Source organism: Octadecabacter dasysiphoniae (assembly GCF_021532615.1).
Taxonomy (GTDB): domain Bacteria; phylum Pseudomonadota; class Alphaproteobacteria; order Rhodobacterales; family Rhodobacteraceae; genus Octadecabacter; species Octadecabacter dasysiphoniae.
This window is the reverse complement of the sequence record NZ_JAKGAQ010000002.1, coordinates 678362-695871: the sequence shown is the minus strand read 5'-3', so window position 1 is coordinate 695871 and position 17510 is coordinate 678362. Positions and strand designations below refer to the sequence as shown.

The 17510-nt window shown below is 54.9% G+C and carries 18 protein-coding genes; 14 read left to right on the top strand and 4 right to left on the bottom strand.

Translation table 11 applies throughout. From position 1 onward, the window contains the following. The first annotated feature begins 6 nt into the window (after positions 1–6). The 4 genes from L0664_RS10350 (at position 7) to L0664_RS10335 (ending at position 5470) form a co-directional block, all read left to right on the top strand. Positions 7–1848 (top strand): ABC transporter ATP-binding protein, encoded by a 1842-nt coding sequence (locus L0664_RS10350; protein ID WP_235225724.1) that lies wholly within the window; start codon positions 7–9, stop codon positions 1846–1848. Further along, positions 1845–3695, top strand: coding sequence for an ABC transporter ATP-binding protein (locus tag L0664_RS10345; protein WP_235225723.1), 1851 nt, complete (start codon positions 1845–1847; stop codon positions 3693–3695). The genes L0664_RS10350 and L0664_RS10345 overlap by 4 nt, the downstream gene beginning before the upstream one ends. Then, positions 3695–4897, top strand: coding sequence for a class I SAM-dependent RNA methyltransferase (locus tag L0664_RS10340; RefSeq protein ID WP_235225722.1), 1203 nt, complete (start codon positions 3695–3697; stop codon positions 4895–4897). The genes L0664_RS10345 and L0664_RS10340 overlap by 1 nt, the downstream gene beginning before the upstream one ends. Positions 4898–4978: 81 nt before the next feature. Further along, positions 4979–5470 (top strand): L,D-transpeptidase family protein, encoded by a 492-nt coding sequence (locus L0664_RS10335; protein WP_235225721.1) that lies wholly within the window; start codon positions 4979–4981, stop codon positions 5468–5470. A gap of 3 nt (positions 5471–5473) precedes the next feature. Here L0664_RS10335 and dalA read toward each other — a convergent pair whose 3' ends face one another. Then, entirely contained in the window at positions 5474–6031 is a 558-nt protein-coding gene (gene dalA / locus L0664_RS10330; RefSeq protein ID WP_235225720.1) for a divisome-associated lipoprotein DalA, read from the bottom strand. Between the two features lie 410 nt (positions 6032–6441). On the opposite strand from dalA, the gene L0664_RS10325 reads away from it, so the two are divergent. After that, positions 6442–6633, top strand: coding sequence for a hypothetical protein (locus L0664_RS10325; protein WP_235225719.1), 192 nt, complete (start codon positions 6442–6444; stop codon positions 6631–6633). Between the two features lie 96 nt (positions 6634–6729). On the opposite strand, the gene hemH is transcribed toward L0664_RS10325, so the two are convergent. Together hemH and L0664_RS10315 are read right to left on the bottom strand one after the other, a co-directional pair. Then, positions 6730–7779 (bottom strand): ferrochelatase, encoded by a 1050-nt coding sequence (gene hemH, locus L0664_RS10320; protein ID WP_418888025.1) that lies wholly within the window; start codon positions 7777–7779, stop codon positions 6730–6732. Positions 7780–7863: 84 nt separating this feature from the next. Continuing rightward, the gene (locus L0664_RS10315; RefSeq protein ID WP_235225717.1) at positions 7864–8685 is read right to left on the bottom strand and encodes a methyltransferase domain-containing protein; all 822 of its coding nucleotides are present in this window, start codon (positions 8683–8685) and stop codon (positions 7864–7866) included. Positions 8686–8707: 22 nt separating this feature from the next. Here L0664_RS10315 and L0664_RS10310 point away from each other — a divergent pair, with 22 nt between their 5' ends. Genes L0664_RS10310 through L0664_RS10290 form a run of 5 tightly spaced genes read left to right on the top strand, consistent with a single transcriptional unit; the run spans position 8708 to position 11790 of the window. Beyond that, positions 8708–9433, top strand: coding sequence for a double zinc ribbon domain-containing protein (locus L0664_RS10310; protein ID WP_235225716.1), 726 nt, complete (start codon positions 8708–8710; stop codon positions 9431–9433). Between the two features lie 30 nt (positions 9434–9463). Next, complete coding sequence (gene grxC, locus L0664_RS10305; protein ID WP_235225715.1) at positions 9464–9721, top strand: glutaredoxin 3; 258 nt, start codon at positions 9464–9466, stop codon at positions 9719–9721. Then, on the top strand, positions 9718–10545 hold the full coding sequence (locus tag L0664_RS10300) for a carbon-nitrogen hydrolase family protein (RefSeq protein ID WP_235225714.1): 828 nt from the start codon (positions 9718–9720) through the stop codon (positions 10543–10545). Before grxC ends, L0664_RS10300 begins: the two co-directional genes overlap by 4 nt. Positions 10546–10549: 4 nt before the next feature. Further along, a complete protein-coding gene (locus tag L0664_RS10295) occupies positions 10550–10993 on the top strand; it encodes a MarR family winged helix-turn-helix transcriptional regulator (RefSeq protein ID WP_235225713.1) in 444 nt (147 codons plus the stop codon). Next, the gene (locus tag L0664_RS10290) at positions 10990–11790 is read left to right on the top strand and encodes a GNAT family N-acetyltransferase (protein ID WP_235225712.1); all 801 of its coding nucleotides are present in this window, start codon (positions 10990–10992) and stop codon (positions 11788–11790) included. Before L0664_RS10295 ends, L0664_RS10290 begins: the two co-directional genes overlap by 4 nt. Here L0664_RS10290 and ubiG read toward each other — a convergent pair. Next, positions 11787–12536 (bottom strand): bifunctional 2-polyprenyl-6-hydroxyphenol methylase/3-demethylubiquinol 3-O-methyltransferase UbiG, encoded by a 750-nt coding sequence (gene ubiG / locus L0664_RS10285; RefSeq protein WP_235225711.1) that lies wholly within the window; start codon positions 12534–12536, stop codon positions 11787–11789. The two genes, L0664_RS10290 and ubiG, sit on opposite strands and share 4 nt — an antisense overlap. 64 nt (positions 12537–12600) lie before the next feature. On the opposite strand from ubiG, the gene pip reads away from it, so the two are divergent. Genes pip through L0664_RS10265 form a run of 4 tightly spaced genes read left to right on the top strand, consistent with a single transcriptional unit; the run spans position 12601 to position 17470 of the window. After that, positions 12601–13596, top strand: coding sequence for a prolyl aminopeptidase (gene pip / locus L0664_RS10280; protein WP_235225710.1), 996 nt, complete (start codon positions 12601–12603; stop codon positions 13594–13596). A 48-nt stretch (positions 13597–13644) separates the two neighbouring features. Then, on the top strand, positions 13645–14631 hold the full coding sequence (locus L0664_RS10275) for an ABC transporter permease (protein ID WP_235225709.1): 987 nt from the start codon (positions 13645–13647) through the stop codon (positions 14629–14631). After that, positions 14628–15830, top strand: coding sequence for an ABC transporter permease (locus tag L0664_RS10270; RefSeq protein WP_235225708.1), 1203 nt, complete (start codon positions 14628–14630; stop codon positions 15828–15830). The genes L0664_RS10275 and L0664_RS10270 overlap by 4 nt, the downstream gene beginning before the upstream one ends. After that, positions 15827–17470 carry an ABC transporter ATP-binding protein gene (locus L0664_RS10265; protein ID WP_235225707.1) on the top strand — a complete coding sequence of 548 codons (1644 nt, stop codon included), beginning with the start codon at positions 15827–15829 and terminating at the stop codon, positions 17468–17470. The genes L0664_RS10270 and L0664_RS10265 overlap by 4 nt, the downstream gene beginning before the upstream one ends. Positions 17471–17510: the final 40 nt, after the last annotated feature.

The following is a 17510-nucleotide window of genomic DNA, read 5'->3' as shown; positions in this document are numbered from 1 at the left end:
CGTCCCTTGTTCCGCTTCTTTGAAAACCTAGTCGATCCCTATGTGCCCTATGCACAGGACGACACACCCCCGACACGGCTTTGGCCGTTCCTAAAGGGCTATGCGCGTCCATTTCGCCGTGTTTTCTGGGCGGCTGGAATCATGTCTGTCGTGGTCGCGTTGGTCGAGGTTTGGCTGATCGCCTATATGGGGCGTTTGGTTGATTTGATCGCGCCGGGGTCCGAAGTGTCGTTTTGGGCGGATTACGGTTGGGAATTCATTGCGATGGGTTTGTTCCTGCTGACCTTGCGGCCCGCGTTGCAGGTCATTGATGTGGCGCTGTTAAACCAATCCATTGTCCCGAATTTTGCGGCCATCGTGCGCTGGCGCGCGCACCGCCATGTCTTGCGCCAATCAGTTGGGTGGTTTGAAAACGACTTTGCCGGACGTATGGCGAACCGGATCATGCAGACCCCTCCGGCCGCATCCGAAGTCGCATTCCAGGTTTTTGACGCTGTGACGTTCTCGCTCGCCTACATCATCGGTGCTGCGGTTTTGCTGATGGGCGCTGATCCCCGCCTTCTTATCCCATTGGTGGTCTGGTTCGTTCTTTATGCGATGTTGATGCGTTGGACTGTTCTGCGTGTCGGCCCCGCAGCAAAGATATCGTCTGATGCGAGGTCCGAGGTTACTGGCCGCGTTGTCGACAGTTATACCAACATCCATTCCGTCAAAATGTTCGCGCACCATGATCGTGAAATCGAATATGCCCGCGACGCGATTGAGGGCACCCGCGTCGCGTTTCAGAAAGAAATGCGGCTTTACACGATCATGGATGTTTCTTTGGTCCTGCTAAACGGGTTGTTGATTGTGTCGGTGGTTGGCTGGTCCTTGTGGCTTTGGTCGGACGGGTTGGCGACGGCGGGAATTGTCGCTGCCGCTGCGGCGATGACGTTGCGGTTGAATGCAATGACCGGCTGGATCATGTGGGCGGTGACGAACCTGTTCCAGAATCTTGGTGTGATTTCCGAAGGCATGGAAACGATAGCCCAGCCGATTACATTGACAGATGCGGACGGCGCGCCCGATCTGAAGGTGAACGGCGGTGCCTTGGATATTCAATCCCTTAGCCACCATTACGGGCGCGGGTCGGGCGGCATTGACCGGTTGTCACTGTCGATCAAGGCGGGTGAAAAGGTTGGCCTTGTCGGTCAGTCCGGTGCTGGTAAGTCGACATTGGTAAAGCTGTTGTTGCGGTTTTACGACGCTGAATCAGGGCGCATTCTGATCGATGGGCAGGACATTGCGACGATCCGACAAGACAGTTTGCGTCAGGCTATCGGCATGGTGCAGCAAGAAAGCTCGCTGTTACATCGCTCTGTGCGGGACAATATTTTATACGGCGACCCGTCGGCAACAGAGGATCAGATGATCGCAGCCGCCAGAAAGGCCGAAGCACATGATTTCATTCTCGATCTTCAAGACGGGGAAGGCCGCAAAGGGTATGATGCGCAAGTCGGTGAACGGGGTGTTAAGTTGTCAGGCGGACAGCGCCAGCGGATTTCGCTTGCGCGGGTGATCCTGAAAGACGCGCCGATCCTGTTGTTGGACGAAGCAACATCAGCGTTGGATTCCGAAGTTGAGGCAACGATTCAAGCGACGCTTTCCAGCTTGATGGACGACAAAACCGTTATCGCGATTGCGCATCGTCTATCCACGATTGCGCAGATGGACCGGATCATCGTGATCGATGATGGCCGCGTGATCGAAGATGGAAGCCATGCCGAACTCCTCGCACGGGGTGGTCAGTATGCTGGTTTCTGGACGCGCCAATCTGGCGGATTTATTGGGGTTGAGGTGGCGGAATGATTGTACGGGCCTATCGCGATGGCATCCAGAAACTAGGCGGCCTCATCGATAGCCAGATGGCGTCAGATGGGCCACCGCCCCAAACCCTCGCCAGGTTTTTCGGCTGGGCATTGTCTGGTGCGTGGCGCGTTATCTTTTTGGCAGGCTTTATTTCGGCGCTTGCCGGGGCGACAGAAGTCTTGGCGATGTACCTTTTGGGGCGGGTGGTTGATGTAGCATCCTCAACCGCGCCAATCGGCGACAGCATTGGCTTATTCATCGCGGCCATTGTTTTGCTGATGGTTTTGCGGCCCGTCTTGTTCGGCGTTTCGGCGTCGTTCCAATCTGTCGTGATTGGCCCCAACCTGTTTACTCTGGTTGTTGGCCGGCTGCACCGCTGGACGCTGGGGCAGGCGGTGACGTTTTTTGACAATGATTTCGCGGGCCGCATTGCGCAAAAGCAGATGCAAGTCGCGCGGTCCCTGACTGAGGTGATTATCGAAACGGTAAACGCCGTGCTGTTCGCGCTCGCCTCGGTTCTGGGTGCCGCGTTCCTCGTGTCCGCTGTCGATCCGCGTTTGTTGATTGTCTTGGCGTGCTGGTTTGCGACGTACGTTGTCTTTTTGCGTATTTTCCTCCCGCGGATCAGGGCCAAATCCAAAGCGCGGGCAGGGGCATCTGCGATGTTATCAGGCCAAGTCGTGGACACGATCACGAATATCAAAACCGTAAAATTGTTCGCGGGCACGCATCATGAAACCGACGCGGCGCAGGTCGCGATGCAAGATTTGCGCCACCGCGCGCTGGAATACGGAGAGGTCGCAACGCTGTTTCGGTTTGGCCTCATCACGTTGGCGGGAATTTTGCCGATCACCATGGTCGGGTTTGGTTTGTCATGGCGGGACGCAGGTGTGACCCCTGGCGATCTGGCGGCAATTGGCGCCGTGTCGATCCGGCTTAGCCAAATGACGGGCTGGGTTAGTTTCGTGCTCATGGCGATTTTCAGTCACGTCGGTGAAGTAGAGGACGGAATGCGGACCCTGACGCCGCCTCACCAATTGACGGACGCGAAGAACGCGAAACCGCTGGCCGTTGCAAAGGCACAGGTCACATTTGAAAATGTGTCGTTTGGCTACGGCGCTGAAACGGGCGGCATCAACAACATCAATCTCACCATCAAGGCGGGTGAAAAGCTCGGTATTGTGGGGGCGTCTGGTGCGGGTAAATCGACGCTCGTTGCGTTGTTGCTGCGGTTATACGATCCGGAAAAGGGCCGCGTTCTGATTGATGATCAGGATTTGAAAACCGTCAGTCAGGACAGTCTGCGCAAAGCCATCGGGATGGTCACGCAGGAAACGGCGATGTTCAATCGGTCTGCGCGCGACAACATTATTTATGGCAGGACAGACGCGACTGATGACATGCTGATTGCTGCGTCCCGGACGGCTGAGGCGGATGATTTTATCCGCGATCTGGCCGATCATACTGGGCGGCGGGGTTATGATGCCCATCTGGGCGAACGCGGCGTTAAGCTGTCTGGCGGGCAACGCCAGCGGATCGCACTGGCGCGGGCAATGCTGAAAGACGCACCAATCCTTGTTTTGGACGAGGCGACATCTGCGCTCGATAGTGAGGTAGAGGCCGCGATTCAAACCGCGCTTGATCACGCGATGGATGGTAAGACCGTCATCGCGATTGCCCACCGTCTTTCGACAATTTCTGGAATGGATCGTATCATTGTGCTGGAACATGGCGCGATTGTGGAAGAAGGAAGCCACGTAGACCTGCTCGCGATGAATGGGACCTATGCGAAATACTGGAACCGCCAATCGGGTGGGTTCGACAGCAAACAGGATGCGGCGGAATAATGGGTCAGACGGTTGAAAAATTGAACCAGGCAGGGCTTGGGTTGCTGGCAGACGGGACGCACCTTGAACGTGTCTTGCCCGGCGAAGAGGTCGAGGTGCAGCCAGATGGCACGGCGCGGATCATTACGCCGGTTGCAGATCGTGTGAAACCGCCCTGCCGCCATTTCAAAAGCTGCGGAGGCTGTACGGTTCAACATGCCTCGGATGATTTTGTCGCGACGTGGAAAACGATGATTGTCGAACGCGCGATGACGGCGCGGGATTTGCCGTTTCCGTTTCGCACGCTTCATACGTCCCCCGCCCAAAGCCGCCGTCGCGCGCGTATGGCGGGGCGGCGCACCAAAAAGGGTGCAATGGTCGGGTTTCACGGTAAGGCGTCTGATACGCTGGTCGATGTGCCCGATTGCCAGCTTTTGTTACCGTCGATCCGTGCTGGTTTTCCGGCACTCGAGGCGCTGACAATCATAGCCGCGTCGCGCAAGTCCGAGGTGAATTTGACCGTCACGGATACGCTTTCGGGTTTGGATGTTTTTGTTGAAACCGAGCGTGAACTAACGGGTCAATTGCGTATCGAATTGGCTGGTGCGGCAGAACAGCATAATCTTGCCCGGCTTGCCTGGAACGATGATGTGGTCGTAACACGTAAATCGCCCGATCAGGTGTTTGGCCTTGCGAAAGTAGCTCCACCCGCTGGCGCGTTCTTGCAAGCCACCCGTGAGGGAGAGGCCGCGTTAGCTGCCGCAGTGACCGATGCCGCAAAAGGTGCGAAACGTGTTATCGATTTGTTTTCTGGTGCGGGCACATTTTCCCTTCCGCTTGCGCAAATGGCTGAAGTTCATGCCGTTGAGGGCAGCAGCGACATGCTGGAGGCGCTTGATCGTGGATGGCGTCACGCGACAGGGCTGAAGACCGTGACGACGGAAACCCGCGATTTGTATCGCCGACCACTGGAACCGGATGAGTTGGCAAAATATGACGTCGCCGTGTTGGATCCGCCACGCGCGGGTGCAGAGGCACAGATTGCGACGGTTTGCGCGTCCAAATTGAAACGGGTCGTGATGGTGTCGTGTAATCCAGTTACATTCGCACGCGATGCAGCCACAATGATTGCGGCGGGTTTTCAAGTGGAATGGATGGATGTTGTTGATCAGTTCCGCTGGTCCCCACATGTCGAGCTTGTTGGCTATTTCACGCGGACGTGACGAATCGCGCAGACGAAGTTCTAGGAGAATTGGCTCGTTTGGGATAACTGCACACCCAAAGATTGAGTGGGACTATTTTTGATGATGAATCGCCGGACTTTTACCAGCGTTGCCGCCTTGTTCGCGCTGACGGCGTGCTCGGACAAATTTAATGTCTATACTGGTCCGCCCGTGACCAGTGTAGTTGTTCAAAAGGGACGTCGTCGGATGTTCTTGCTCAACGGAAACGAGATTCTGAAATCTTATGATTTCGAACTTGGATTTGCCCCGGTTGGCCATAAGGAAATAGAAGGCGACGGTAAAACGCCCGAAGGCGCGTATTTCATTGATCGCAAGAACCCCAACAGCAGCTTTTATCTATCGATCGGGATTTCCTACCCGAATGCCGCGGACCGTGCGAAGGCGCGGGCGATGGGGGAGTCACCTGGTGGAGACATCTTTATTCACGGCACGCCCAAACGCTTCCGTCGTGAACCGGATTGGACATGGGGCTGCATCGCGGTGAAAGACCGCGAGATGGAAGACATCTATGCGATGGTCAACGTCGGAACGCCGATCTTTCTATATGCCTAAGGCCTATTGAAGCGGAATGGCATTCGGTTGGGCAACGATGCTTTGGGCGTTTCCATTCGCCAGAACCAGCGTCCACCAGATTTTGCCGTTCCCTTCCTGAAACCACGAAAATCCCATTTCGGTTGCGTTGCTGTCCAACAATACACTGCGTGTATTTGGCGCGCTCATCCATGCGGCGAGGGTTTCCAGCTCTGTCTCATAGGTCTCAGAAATCGTTTCACCCGTCAGGGCGCCATTGTACCCAACTCGGCGAAGGCGATCTAACGGTGATGACCCGTCAGATCCGAAATGCCAGGGACGGTTCTGCACAGACATATCGCGCGAATGGGTTGCTGCTGCTGCGTTCAATTGCGCATTCAGCTGCACGTCACCCACGCCAGCAGCCTGACGCAGGGCATTCAACCCATCCAGCATTCTGAACTGGATGTTGTCCGTGTCCTGCGGTCCGATGCGATAAACGCGGGCAACAGGAAGCCCGTCAGGGCCAATCGCGGCGGGTGGCCCAGCACATGCTGCCAGACCAAAGGCCATCGAGCTTAGAAGAAATGAACGGCGAAGCATAAGAAGCACCTTTATCGATTTAACCTTCGCATACCCCCTTGGATGTTCCGTTTCAAACCCACATCAGCGTGAAGCGGCCCATATTGTTACATTCTGGTGCGCGGACGCAGCAAAATTACCAGATTCGCTGTTCTGTTGTGTGGTTTTCGCCCTGTACCGCAATTTCGGGGGTGTTAGGTGGGCATAACGACGTTAATTATCAGGACTTTGCCGCGCTTTTGCAGTAGTAATGGCCAGAACGCCGAAGTGTTGCTCATTTGACGACAATTGGGCCAAGTTGTGGCAGGCAGACCCCTATAGCATTTGCATTCAACGAACTTTCATGATTTGGCATACTGCGAGGGAAGTCTTGGGTGCCCATGGCTAAACCTCACTAACTTTTGCCGTGGGCAATTAACTGGAGAAATAAAATGAAAAAGTTCGCACTCGCAGCCGCATTCGGCGTAGCAGCATCCACAGCATTCGCTGGCAACATGTCTGAGCCAGTCATGGAGATGGCACCAGTCGTCGTCATGGAAGAAACTGCTGGTTCTTCTTCCGGCGCTGGCCTGATCATCCCACTGATCTTGCTTGCTCTGGTTGCAGTTGCTGTTTCCGACTAAGCTTAGCGCTATATTCTATAAGAAGGCCGCTCCTATTTGGGGCGGCCTTTTTGTTTGTCTAATCCTATTTTGAATCGAAAGTGGCAGCCTGCCGAATTAATCGAGCCAGCCACGCAGGTTCCGCTGAACGATCCCTGATAGCGCATCCATATGTGCGTCATTGTCATTCAGGCATGGAATATATGTGAAGTGCTCACCGCCTGCTTCCTCAAAGCTCTCTTTGATCTCTTCGTTGATCTCTTCGAGGGTCTCAATGCAGTCGGCAGAAAAGGCGGGCGCGCAGACGGCGATATTTTTCTTACCCTTTTCAGCCAGTCGGGCGACTTCTTCGACGGTGTAGGGCTGTAGCCATTCCTCGGGGCCAAACCGGCTTTGGAATGTCGTGATGATCTGCGTGTCGTCCCAGCCAAGGCGTTCTTTTAGCAGGCGCGTCGTTTTCTGGCACTGGCAATGATAGGGATCACCTTCGCGCAAATACCGCTGCGGGACGCCGTGATAGGAACAGACAAGGATTTCCGGTTTGGTTTCTTCCGCAGCATATGCCGTTTCAATCGATTGCGCCAAAGCGTCGATATACGCAGTGTCCTGATAGTATGGTTCAACAACCCGCGCGATGGGCTGCCATTTTTCTTGCATCAAAGCACGGAAGAATTGGTCATTCGCGGTGGCAGACGTCGCACCAGCGTAGTGCGGATAGAGAGGGAAGAACAAAATCTTCTGACAGCCTGCGTCAATCATTTCCTGCACTTTGGATTTCGTTGATGGATTGCCGTAGCGCATGCAGAAATCCACGACAACTTCACCACCGTAGATGTCCTCAAGCCGCGATTTCATGGCCGCGGTTTGCTTTTTCGTGATGGTCAGCAGGGGGGATTCGTTGTCTTCCTCGTTCCAGATGCTTTTGTAGGCGGCGCCACTGGAAAAGGGGCGTTTGGTCAGGATGACCAGCTGCAACAATGGCTGCCAGACCCATGCGGAATAATCGACAACGCGCTTATCGCTCAGGAATTCACCCAAATACCGGCGCATAGACCAATAGTCCGTGGCGTCGGGTGTGCCGAGGTTTGCCAACAAAACACCAACCTTTGCAGGTTTGATTTTCGGGTGATCGGATGGCGCATGCATCGGGCAAACGGCTACATCCATGGGGTTGTCCTGGGATTTTGCATCGAACATGGGGCTATTGGGCTCTTTTGTCATAAAGGTCAGATAGCTATTTTACGTGCGCCGTCAATCATTGGACCCATTTAAGGGCTTTTCTTGTGTGCCCAGCGCGTCTGCCAGACGTGTCGTTGCCGATCCCGGGCGCAGGGGCTTTTGTTGTGTTTCTGACGGTGCCCAGCCCGTTAACGTGGCAATTTCGAATGTCGCAGGAACGCGGCCATCGTCCATTGCAAAAGTCGCGACGTAGCGTTCCATTGCTTGGGCAAAGATTTTGCGGCGTGTCAGGGTGCGTTGGCGTTGGTCCATCGCATTGCCTTCCCCCATGGCGCGTAGATCACGCATCAGGTGGATTGGTGTGTCGTAGGTCACTGTCAGCGGCGTTGTGTCTGCTACAGGCAGGGCAAATCCGGCGCGTTGCAAAAGCCCGCCAAGATCGCGAATTTCACCCATTGGCAGGATACGCGGTGACAACCCACCTGTGTGTGCAACCTCGGCTTCGGCCATGACGCTGCGCAATTCGTGCAATGTTTGTCCCGCGAACGATGTGGCGATTAACAGGCCATCGGGTTTTAGCGCACGTCGGCACTGCACCAATTGGCCAATCGGATCGTCGGCCCAATGCAACGACAAAGCGTGGATCACCAGATCATGCGCGCCTTCATCCAGCGCCAGTGTTTCGGAATCCTCAACAACTTTTGCGCTGGGCATCCATTCTGACCATTCAGCGGGAAAACCGGTGACCACCGCGGGCGCCGTAAAGGTTCTGTTAACCTCTATCAGCCTTTCATGAACATCATCAGCCGCAGTCGCCTGCAAAAACATAGCATCTGCACGCGCGCGATTGCGGGACAGGGCGGCACGGTCGGTCAGGCGGGGTGGCTGTGTCATATCGCCCATGTAGGAGAAACCAGTGGCATTGCAAAGCCTCATCCAAGCGATCTACCCACCGCAATGCGTCATGTGCGAAGCGCGCACAGACGTCGATTTCGCGTTGTGTGGACCGTGCTGGGCGGAAACGCCGTTCATTTCCGGGCTGTGCTGTGATCAATGCGGATCGCCCTTGCCCGGACAGGGTGAACCTGAAGAAGGCGTTTTATGCGACGACTGCATGACCATCGCACGGCCTTGGTCCAAGGGGCGGGCGGCCATGGTCTACAAAGACAAGGCGCGCCGTATGGTTTTGTCTATCAAACACGGGGATCGCACGGATCTTGTGCGCGCTGCCGGCCCGTGGATGGCGCGCGCTGCGGGTGATTTGATTAAACCTGACACCTTGGTCGTGCCGATCCCGTTGCACCGTTTCCGGTTGCTGCGGCGCCGTTTCAATCAAGCAGCCCTTTTGGCCCAGCATGTTGCGGCGATTTCGGGGGCTCATTGTATCCCCGATGCCTTGATCCGTACAAAACGCACCGCCCCATTGGAAGGCCACACGCGCGACCAACGGTTCGAAGCCTTGAATGGTGCGATCAGTATTCATGCAAGGCATACAGACACTCTGAAAGGTCGACGCGTCGTTATTGTGGATGATGTTATGACGTCCGGTGCCACGTTCGCCGCCGCGACCGAAGCATGTATCGCGGCGGGCGCACATGACGTTTGCGTGCTTGCACTGGCCCGCGTCGTCAAGGACGCCTAGATAGGGGTGAACCTAAAAAGGATGACCCGAATGGCGACCGTTGAACTTTATACCACTCCGATCTGTGGCTTTTGCCATGCTGCGAAGCGTTTGTTGACGTCAAAAGGCGTTAGCTTTTCCGAAGTCGACGTGATGGCAGACCCATCGCGCCGCGCAGAAATGACCCAGCGCGCAAATGGCGGCCGCACGGTTCCGCAGATTTTCATCGGCGATATCCACGTGGGTGGGAACGATGATCTGCAAGCGCTTGAGCGTGCTGGAAAACTAGACGCGCTTTTGAACGGGTGAAAATCGCCCTGCTTCAACTGACGTCATCTGATGATCCGGCTGCGAACGCAGCGGTGGTTGAACAGATGATCGCGGATGCAGCCTCACGGGGTGCGGAATTTATTTGCACGCCCGAAGTCACCAATTGCGTCAGTATGGACCGCACCCATCAAAGGGCTGTGCTGGCGGATCAAGACAGCGACAAAGCACTCGCTGCGCTAAGGGTGTGCGCCAAAGAGCACGCGATTTGGTTGTCGATCGGGTCGCTCGCCCTGACGGGGGGTGATGGTGGCCGATTCGTGAACCGGTCGTTCCTGATCGACCCGAACGGCGAAATCACTGCGACCTATGACAAGATGCATATGTTTGATGTGCAGGTGAGTGCCGATGAAACATATGCCGAATCGACGGGATATGCGCCCGGTGACAGGGCGGTCATGGCGGACGCCGGATTTGCGAAAATCGGTTTGACGATCTGCTATGACCTGCGGTTCCCGCATTTGCACCGCGACCTTGCCAAAGCAGGGGCGGATATATTGCTTGTTCCATCGGCGTTTTCACCTGTAACTGGCGCCGCCCACTGGGAACCGCTGTTGCGCGCACGTGCGATTGAAACGGGGTGTTTTGTGATTGCCGCTGCCCAAACCGGCACCCATCCCGCCAACACAGGTAAATCGCGCGAAACTTTTGGGCATTCGCTGGTTGTGTCGCCTTGGGGTGAAATATTGGCGGATGCTGGCCAAGGTTGCGGCATCACGCTCGTTGAAATTGACGTCAGGGAAGTGTCTAAAGCACGCAAGCGCATTCCTGCGCTGACACATGATGCGGATTATCACGGCCCCTAGACCTATGGATGCAAATACAGACAGCCTTGCCGTCGCTCTCTTTAGCGAGATTTTGACGGTTGATCAGTTGGCACGAAATAACGTGGCTAAAGCGCTGCCGCGCGGGATGGAGCTGTCGCATTTTTCCGTACTCAACCAGTTGGCGCGCACGCAATCCGAAAAGACCCCCGCGCAATTGGCGCAGATTTTTCATCTGACGCGTGGGGCGATGACAAACACGCTGCGCAAATTGGAAGATTCCGGTTACGTCCATATTCGCCCCGATTGGGATGATGCGCGCCGCAAGCTTGTAACGATCAGCCCTGCGGGACTGCGCGCCCGCGATACTGCGTTGGCCGCCATTGCGCCCATTATCGCAAAGGCCGTTGATGAAGTCGGTTACGATAAGGTCCGCGCAATTCTTCCGGTTATGCGCGAATTACGTATCCAGTTGAGCGAGGGAGAATGACCCTTCGTTCGCTGACTATGCGATCAGAGTTGTTCACGTTGTCAGGTCTTTCGCATCTCACGCAACACGAAGACACGCAGGGTCCATACCTCGTGCAATCCACGCCAACGGAACCACATTACTGGGTTGGCAATCAACTGATCCTGCCCGACACGTCCCGCACCCCCGCTGAAACTTTCGCGCTGTTTGAGGCGCATTTCCCAAACGCAAACCACCGCGCTGCCGTTTGGGATATTCCGGGCCTTGATCCTGCGCCATTGCTGGATGGTATTGCCGCGCTTGGTTGTGATGGTGAAAGTGTCGATGCACTGTTGCTTGGTGGCCCTTTGCGGGATGCAGACGTGCCGGACGGTATTGTGTTGCGCCCCTTTGATGGCCCCGATGATTGGGCAAAAGCGCTGGATCTTCAGTTGGACATCACACGCGAAGAAGGCAACGATGCCGAATATTACCAGTCTTATCTGGAGCGTCGAAATGCCGGGCGTCGTGTTCAAATTTCCAAGGGTCTAGGCCAATGGTTCGGCGCGTTCGACGGCGATGTATTGGTGACGCAAATGGGGATGTTTCATAACGAAACGATTGCGCGCTATCAGTCGGTGGAAACCCGTTTGACACATCGTAGGCGTGGTATCTGTTCAGCGTTGTTGCGCCATGCAGCCCTTTGGGCGCTGGGCCGTGCGCCCGACGCGCAAGTGGTTATCGTTGCCGAGGCTGACAGCGATGCGGGGCGGTTGTATCGCCAGATGGGGTTCAAACATGCAGAAACAATATTCGGCGTTATGAAGGGCGGATATTAATCGGGCTTTAGCGCGGCAGTAACGTAGTTGACCGATAAATCACTGGCCGAAATCGACCACGTGAACTGCAAAAAGTTGAACTTGAAACCTTTGCGATCAACGGGACTAAGACCCGCGTTTTTCATCAGATCAAACAGTTCATCCGGTGTGATGAACTTGTTCCATTCATGTGTCCCCTTGGGCAACCAGCGCATCACATATTCCGCGCCGACAATCGCCATTGCAAAGCTTTTTGGATTGCGGTTGATGGTAGAACAAATGTGCAAGCCGCCCGGTTTCAACAGATCATGACAGGCCGTCAGGTAGGACAGCGGATCGGCGACGTGTTCTACAACTTCCATATTCAACACGACGTCGAATTGTTCCCCGTCCGCGGCCATCGCTTCGGCGGTGGTAAATCGGTAATCAATCTCAAGGCCCGATTGTTCGGCATGGACCTGTGCCACAGGAATGTTGCGTTCGGCCGCGTCAGCACCAACGACTGTTGCGCCTAATCGCGCCATCGGTTCGCACAGCAAGCCACCACCGCACCCGATATCGAGGATACGCAATCCGGCAAACGGTTTGTCGCCTTTGAGGTCGCGATCAAATTCTGACGCGATCTGCTGGGTGATATAGTCCAGCCGTGTCGGGTTCAGCATGTGCAGGGGTTTGAATTTACCTTCAAGGTCCCACCATTCAGCGGCCATGGCTTCGAACTTTGCGATTTCGGCGGGGTCGACGGTCGTCGTGCTTGGGTTTGTCATTGGGCCTCCGGAAAATTCTGCGCCACCAATGGGCATCTTCTGTAACGCGCTATATAGATCGATTATGGACAAGGCCTCAGGACAAAAACGCGCGGTTGCGCATCTATATCCACCGATTGACCCCTTCGACCAGCGGATGTTGGACGTAGGCGATGGGCACCGTGTGTATGTGGAACAGGCAGGAAACCCGAATGGTGTGCCTGTCGTGATCCTCCATGGCGGGCCCGGCGGTGGGTGCAGCCCGATGATGCGCCGCTATTTCGATCCAGACGTGTACCGCGTTATTCTGTTTGATCAGCGCGGCTGTGGGCGGTCGCGCCCGCATGCAAGTGTCGAAAATAACACCACTTGGCATTTGGTCGCTGACATTGAACTCATCCGAACGACGCTTGGCCTTGATCAATGGATCGTTTTTGGCGGCAGTTGGGGTGCAACGCTTGCCTTGATTTATGCGCAGGCGCATCCGGCGGCGGTATCCCATCTGGTCTTACGTGGCGTGTTTTTAAGCACCCAGCGTGAATTGGATTGGTTTTATGGCGGCGGCGCGGGTGCATTTTGGCCTGATTTATGGGCACAGTTTGCAAATCTTATCCCTGAAGATGAACAAGACGACATGATTGCCGCCTATAATCGCCGTCTTTTTTCTGGCGATGTCATGCTTGAAACGCGTTATGCCCGCGCGTGGGCCGCGTGGGAAAATGCGCTGGCATCAATCGATAGCGACGGATCGGGTGGATCAGGCCCTGCTGAATATGCCCGCGCATTTGCGCGACTGGAAAATCATTATTTCAGCCATGGGTGTTTTCTGGATGAAAGCCAACAAATCTTGAATAACATGGACAAGATTGCCCACATTCCCGGGGTTATCGTGCAGGGTCGGTTCGACATGATCTGCCCGCCTGTGTCGGCCTACAAACTTTCCCAAAACTGGCCCGCTTCGCGTCTTGTTATGATTGCAAAAGCTGGCCATGCGTTGTCCGAAGCCGGCATTTCAGCCGAGCTGATCAGGGCAATGGATAGGATAAAAGTCTCAATATCGGACAAATCTAACGGGTTGTAAGCTGCGTCTCAGTCGCTAACGTAGAGTTAACGAAGGGGGACGCTAAGCGTGTCATCACTACTCAGGATTGTTCTACAACGCCTCGCACTTGGCCTTGTTACGCTGTTTGTTGTTTCGATTGTCATCTTCGTTGCCGTCAATCTACTGCCCGGTGATTTCGCTGAGGCCATTTTGGGGCAAGGCGCCACACCAGAATCTGTCGCGTCTATTCGTCGTGATCTTGGCCTCGATCAGCCGATGTTTTTTCGATACATTGATTGGTTGAAGGGTATGTTGACCCTGGATCTTGGCACCAGCTTTGCACAATTGAACTTCGCTAATTTTGGCGGTGCAGGAACAACGACGATTGCCGAACAGATCGCCCCGCGGCTGGGCAATACGATGTTTTTGGCCACGGTAACGGCGGCGATTGCGGTTCCCTTGGCTGTGACGCTCGGTATCCTCGCGGCGCTGTACCGCAATACGGCGTTCGACAAAATTGCGAACATGTTTACGCTCAGCTCGATCTCATCCCCTGAATTCTTCATGGCATATGTACTGATCCTGTTTCTTGCGGTGCTGAACCCGATCTTTCCGAGTCTGTCTAACATTTTCGAAGGAATGCCGTTTTCAGAGCGTCTCGAAAAATCCATGCTGCCTGCTTTGACGCTTACGCTTGTTGTGACGGCGCATATGATGCGGATGACCCGTGCGGCGATTATTAACTTGCTGGCATCGCCCTACATCGAAATGGCGCGCCTTAAGGGGTTGTCGCCGATGCGGGTCATTGTGAAACACGCGTTGCCCAATGCACTTGCGCCGATCATCAACGTTATCGCGCTGAACCTCGCGTACCTCATCACCGGCGTTGTCGTGGTTGAGGTCGTGTTTGTCTATCCGGGTATTGGCCAGCTGTTCGTAGACAGCGTGAAAATCCGCGACATCCCTGTGGTGCAGGCGTGCTGCCTGATCTTTGCGGCCGCATATATCCTTTTGAACCTGACGGCGGATATCATGTCCATCCTGTCCAACCCACGTCTGAGGCACCCGAAATGAGCGGTCTTTTGTGGTTTGTCGCCATTGTCCTATCAATCGCGCTGGGCGCGCATGTCTTCCGGTTTGCGGGCCAAAAACTAACGGGCAACGCGCCAAAGTTTCGCGACATGAGTTATGGCGTAGCGTTCGGATATGTTTTGGGCGCCTTTCTTTTGTTTTGGTCGGTCTGGTATTACTTCCAACCTAAAGTTCTGGACACAGGTGTTCCGAACGCCGGCGTCGTGTTTTTCCGCTGGGCTGTGCAAGGGTTCATCATCGCATCCATCGCTGCGTTCCTGTTCCGTCTTTTCGGTCGCGTTGTAGGCACTGACGGGTCGCGCAAGCTTTTCAGATCTATGCCGCTGACGGCGTCGTTTGGGATTCTTGTTATCCTGATTTATGCTATCATTGCGGTATTTGCTGGTCAGATCGCGCCCTACGGACAGGCGGAAATCCTTGGTGCTGCCAACGTTATGGCCGGCGGTGATCCAGCGATTGGCGGCGATCCTGCCTATCCATTGGGAACTGACCAAATTGGCCGTGATATCCTCAGCCGCCTGATTTACGGCGCGCAAAATACGGTTGGAATCGCCTTCATTACAACGCTTCTGGCGTTTTTCATTGGCGGGTCCTTGGGGTTTCTGGCGGCGACGCTGCAAGGTTGGCTCGATCAACTTCTGTCGCGTTCGGTTGATGTTTTGATGGCGATCCCGTCCCTGATCTTTGCATTGTTGCTTATGACCATAGCAAGCGTTTGGGCTGACAGACTGGGCATTCCGCTGACGATCTTTATGGTTCTTATCATTGCCGTGATCGACAGCACGCGCGTGTATCGACTGGCCCGTGCCGTTGGTTTGAACATCGTTGTTATGGACTACATCGAAGCCGCCAAACTACGTGGCGAGGGGCTTGGCTATCTGGTCTTCAAGGAAATTCTACCGAATGCCATGGCGCCTTTGTTGGCTGAATTTGGTCTGCGGTTTTGCTTTGTCTTTCTTACGATTGCCGCGCTTTCGTTCCTCGGCGTGGGTATTCAGCCGCCGCTGGCGGATTGGGGCACAATGGTCAAAGACCTTGCGCCATTTATCAACTTTGCGGCCTTCGCGCCGACAGTTGCAGCGGCACCGCTTTTGGCCGCGGGTGCAATTGCATTGCTGACTGTCGCAGTGAATTTTGTGGTCGATTGGATGTTGCATAAATCATCGGGGTTGAAGGAATGAGCAGTCTTCTAAAAATCCGTGGCCTCAAGATTGATGGCCGTTCCGATGAAACATGGAATCCGATCATCAAAGGCGTTGATATGGATCTCAAGAAGGGCGAAGTCCTTGGCCTGATCGGGGAATCCGGCGCGGGCAAATCGACCATCGGTTTGGCTGCGATGGGGTACACCCGCGACGGGGTGCGGATATCAGAAGGCACCGTTGAATTTGACGGTATCGATCTGGTCACGGCATCTGCCGCGGTGAAACGAAACCTTCTCGGCAAACGTATCGCCTATGTGGCGCAATCTGCTGCTGCGTCTTTCAACCCGGCGCATAAGATCATCGATCAACACACCGAAGCGCCTGTTCAGCATGGTGTCGATAACCGCGCCAACAGCGCTGCCGACGGCATGGAGCTTTATCGCAAGTTGCGACTGCCCAATCCTGACGAAATCGGATTTCGCTATCCGCACCAAGTATCGGGTGGGCAATTGCAACGCGCGATGACCGCGATGGCGATGTCATGCCGTCCTGACCTGATTATCTTCGACGAACCAACGACGGCCTTGGATGTAACGACGCAGATCGAAGTCCTCGCTGCGATCCGTGAAATCGTAGAAGAATTCGACACTGCAGCGATCTACATCACACACGATTTGGCGGTTGTGGCGCAAATGGCGGACCGCATTAAAGTACTGCTGCGTGGCGATGAGGTTGAGGAGGCCGATACGCGTACGATGCTGTCCAACCCTCAAGAAGATTATACGAAATCCCTGTGGGCCGTGCGCGCATTTGAACGCCCCGCAAAGCCTGCTGTAAATACGGGGTCCACGCCGGTTGTGTCAGTGAATGGAATCACTGCCGCCTACGGTAAAACGGACGTTTTGCATGATGTAAGTTTTGACATTCATGCGGGTCGCACTGTTGCTGTTGTTGGTGAATCCGGATCGGGTAAATCAACAACTGCGCGCTGCATTACGGGCCTTTTGCCGCCACGGATCGGTGACATCTCGTTTGATGGTGAGGTCTTGCCGGGGAACTACAAGAAACGGAACAAGGATCAGCTGCGTCAGGCGCAGATGATTTACCAGATGGCTGACACGGCACTGAACCCACGCAAAACGATTGGCCAGATTATTGGCCGTCCTGTGCAGTTCTATATGGGTCTGACCGGGGCTGAGCGCCGTAAACGGGTGAATGAGCTTCTCGAACAGATCGAGCTTGAGCCAGACACCTATTTCAACCGTCTGCCGTCTGAATTGTCCGGTGGTCAGAAACAGCGCATCGGCATCGCGCGTGCGCTGGCGGCGGAACCGAAGTTCATCATTTGTGACGAAGTGACATCCGCCTTGGATCAGCTTGTCGCGGAAGGAATCCTGCGCCTACTGGGCGATTTGCAGGATAAATTGGGGCTGTCTTATATGTTCATCACGCATGATCTCGCGACTGTGAAAGCGATCGCAGATGAGGTTGTGGTAATGAAGGACGGCAAAGTGGTGGAACAGGGTCCGAAACTGGACATGTTTACCCCACCACATCACGCCTACACGGATTTGCTGCTGAGTTCGGTGCCCGAAATGGACCCGGATTGGCTGACAGATCTGTTGCAGGAACGGGGTGTCGACAACATTGGCGACGCAGCTGTTGGAAAAATGTGACCGAATCGGCGTAACGTAAGCGCCAATAAAGAAGAAAACT